At 68.3% G+C, this 2,846-nt stretch carries 3 protein-coding genes; 1 reads left to right on the top strand and 2 read right to left on the bottom strand.

Annotated features, from left to right (window positions below; translation table 11 throughout):
- Together AB0J68_RS30350 and AB0J68_RS30355 are read right to left on the bottom strand one after the other, a co-directional pair.
- The coding region (locus AB0J68_RS30350; protein ID WP_363942103.1) for a peroxidase family protein at window positions 1-863 on the bottom strand (863 nt) is incomplete at its 3' end.
- Window positions 864-886: 23 nt separating this feature from the next.
- Window positions 887-1,315: a Fur family transcriptional regulator gene (locus AB0J68_RS30355; RefSeq protein ID WP_354855464.1), complete on the bottom strand. Its 429-nt coding sequence runs from the start codon at window positions 1,313-1,315 to the stop codon at window positions 887-889.
- A gap of 440 nt (window positions 1,316-1,755) precedes the next feature.
- On the opposite strand from AB0J68_RS30355, the gene AB0J68_RS30360 reads away from it, so the two are divergent.
- Window positions 1,756-2,796: a glycoside hydrolase family 11 protein gene (locus AB0J68_RS30360; protein WP_354855465.1), complete on the top strand. Its 1,041-nt coding sequence runs from the start codon at window positions 1,756-1,758 to the stop codon at window positions 2,794-2,796.
- Window positions 2,797-2,846: the final 50 nt, after the last annotated feature.

Genomic DNA, 2,846 nt, shown 5'->3' on the forward strand with positions numbered 1-2,846 from the left:
GCGATGAGGGCGACGGTCTCCTCGTCGTTCATCGCCATCCGGCGGAAGGTCTCGCGGATGAAGTGCGCCGCCGCCGCCGGGTCCGCGTTGCCGCGGGGGCCCTCCGGGTTGACGTAGATGAGACCCATCTCCGTCGAACCGACGCCGGCCGCCATCTCCTTCTCGGAGGCGTACCGCTCGTCGCCGAGCCAGGTGTCCTCGGGGCCCCAGAAGATCTCCTCGGGCTCCCACACGTCCTCGCGACCGAAGCCGAAGCCGAAGGTCTTGAAGCCCATCGACTCCAGGGCCACGTTGCCGGCGAGCACCAGCAGGTCGGCCCAGGAGATCTTCTGGCCGTACTTCTGCTTGACCGGCCAGAGCAGCCGACGGGCCTTGTCCAGGTTGGCGTTGTCCGGCCAGCTGTTGAGCGGCGCGAACCGCTGCCCGCCGTCGCCGGCGCCGCCCCGACCGTCCTCGATCCGGTACGTGCCGGAGGCGTGCCAGCTCATCCGGATCATCAGGCCGCCGTAGTGGCCGAAGTCGGCCGGCCACCAGTCCTGCGAGGTGGTGAGGACCTCGACGATGTCACGCTTGAGGGCCTCGACGTCGAGCTTGGCGAACTCCTTGGCGTAGCTGAAGTCCGCACCCAGCGGGTTGCCCTTCGACGAGTGGGCGTGCAACACCGAGAGGTCGAGCTGGTTGGGCCACCAGTCCCGGTTGGTGCGCGGACGACCACCGGTCTTCGGGGTCGGCGAGTCGATCGCCGGGTTCTCGCTCTCGCTGCCGTGCGCGGTCACCGAGTCGTGCGCGACCGGGCAGCCGGCCGCGGCCTTCTCGTCCACGCCCTGCGCGCTGATGGGTCCGTTGTCCTGGGTGTCGCTCATGTACTTCCTTCCGAACTGGCGAATCACTGGGAGGTGCGAGCGGCCGCGCAACCGGGGCAGGTGCCCCAGTAGACGACCTCCGCCTCGTCGACCACGAACCCGTGGTCGTTCGAGGCGGTCAGACAGGGGGCGTGGCCGACGGCGCACTCGACGTCGGCGATGGCGCCGCAGGAGCGGCACACGACATGGTGGTGATTGTCCGCCACCCGGGACTCGTAGCGGGCGGTGGCGCCGGCAGGCTGGATCCGGCGTACCAGACCGGCGTCGGTGAGCACCCGCAGCACGTCGTACACGGCCTGGTGGGACACGGTGGGATGCTCCGCCCGCACCAACGCGATCACCGCGTCGGTGCCGACGTGGGGGTGGTCGCGCAGGGCCGCGAGCACCGCCAGCCGGGGCCGGGTCACGCGCAGCGAGGCGGCTCGCAGTTGCGCCTCGAAGTCGGGCATCACCCGAGGAACACTAGCTCACTATTTTGGAACGGATCAAGTTTTAACCCATCCGGCACGCCGGAGTGGCGGTGCCCCCTCCCGGACCCACTTCCCGCACCCGGTGGTCAAGGTCCGGAAAGTCTTCGGAAATTTCGGCGGCTTCCGGCCGAAGTGAGGTCCGTCGGCGCCCGCAGTCGTATGACGATACCGAACTCTGATTGACTACTGACCTGGCTCGACACGCGTCCCTCCCGCAGGGGGAGCCGAGAGCGATGTTGCCACGGCGTTTCCGGAAATTGTTGACAAGTCGACGACCGGGTTAATACGGTCCCCATCGACGACGCTCAATCACCGTCAGCACCAGCCACCACGGCCCACTCCTCCGGTCGTCGTGCAGGACGACCGGCCAACCACCACCACGCGGCACGACGCCGTGGCCGTTACGAGGAGGAACCACCCACATGACCGACACCAGCCACACCCCCACCAGGCCAGGGAGGCGCGGCCGAATCCGGTTGCTCCTGGGCGCCGCCTGCGCCGCCGTCCTGGCCATCGCCGGCACGGTGACGGCGACCAACGCGTACGCCGAGGCCGACCGGACGCTCACCTCGAGCCTGACCGGCACGCACAACGGCTACTACTTCTCCTTCTGGAAGGACGGCGGCAACGCCAGCATGACGCTGCGCGCCGACGGCCGGTATTCCAGCAGTTGGGACCGCAGCACCAACAACTGGGTCGGCGGCAAGGGCTGGGCCACCGGCTCGCGGCGGACGGTCAGCTACTCGGCCAACTACAACCCGGGGAACAACAACACCTACCTCGCCCTGTACGGATGGACGCGCAACCCGCTCATCGAGTACTACGTGGTGGAGAACTTCGGCAGCTACAACCCGAGCAGCGGCGCCCAGCGGCTGGGCACGGTGACCACTGACGGCGGCACCTACGACATCCTGCGCAGCCAGCGGGTCAACGCCCCGTCGATCGACGGCAACCAGACGTTCTACCAGTACTGGAGCGTCCGTCAGAACAAGCGCTCGAGTGGCACCATCACCACCGCCAACCACTTCGACGCCTGGGCCCGCGCCGGCCTGAACCTCGGCACCAACCACAGCTACCAGATCATGGCCACCGAGGGCTACCAGAGCAGCGGCAGCTCCGACGTCACCGTCCAGGAGGGCGGCGGCGGCAACCCGACCTCCGGGCCCACCTCCGGGCCCACCACCGGTAACCCGGGGACCGGCACCTGCAACGCGACGCTCTCCGCCGGTCAGCAGTGGGGCGACCGCTTCAATCTGAACGTCGCGGTCAGCGGCACCAGCAACTGGGTCGTCAGACTCGGACTCGGCGGCGGCCAGAGCATTCAGAACAGCTGGAACGCCTCCGTCAGCGGCACCAGCGGAACCGTCACCGCCAGGCCGAACGGCAACGGCAACAACTTCGGCATAACGATCATGGCCAACGGCAACTGGAACTGGCCGACGGTCAGCTGCGGAACCAGCTGATCCCGGTCGACTCCAACACCCTGAGCTGCGCGATGAATGTCCGGGTCCGG

It is taken from the genome of Micromonospora sp. NPDC049580 (genome assembly GCF_040675595.1).
In the GTDB taxonomy this organism is placed as follows: Bacteria; Actinomycetota; Actinomycetes; order Mycobacteriales; family Micromonosporaceae; genus Micromonospora.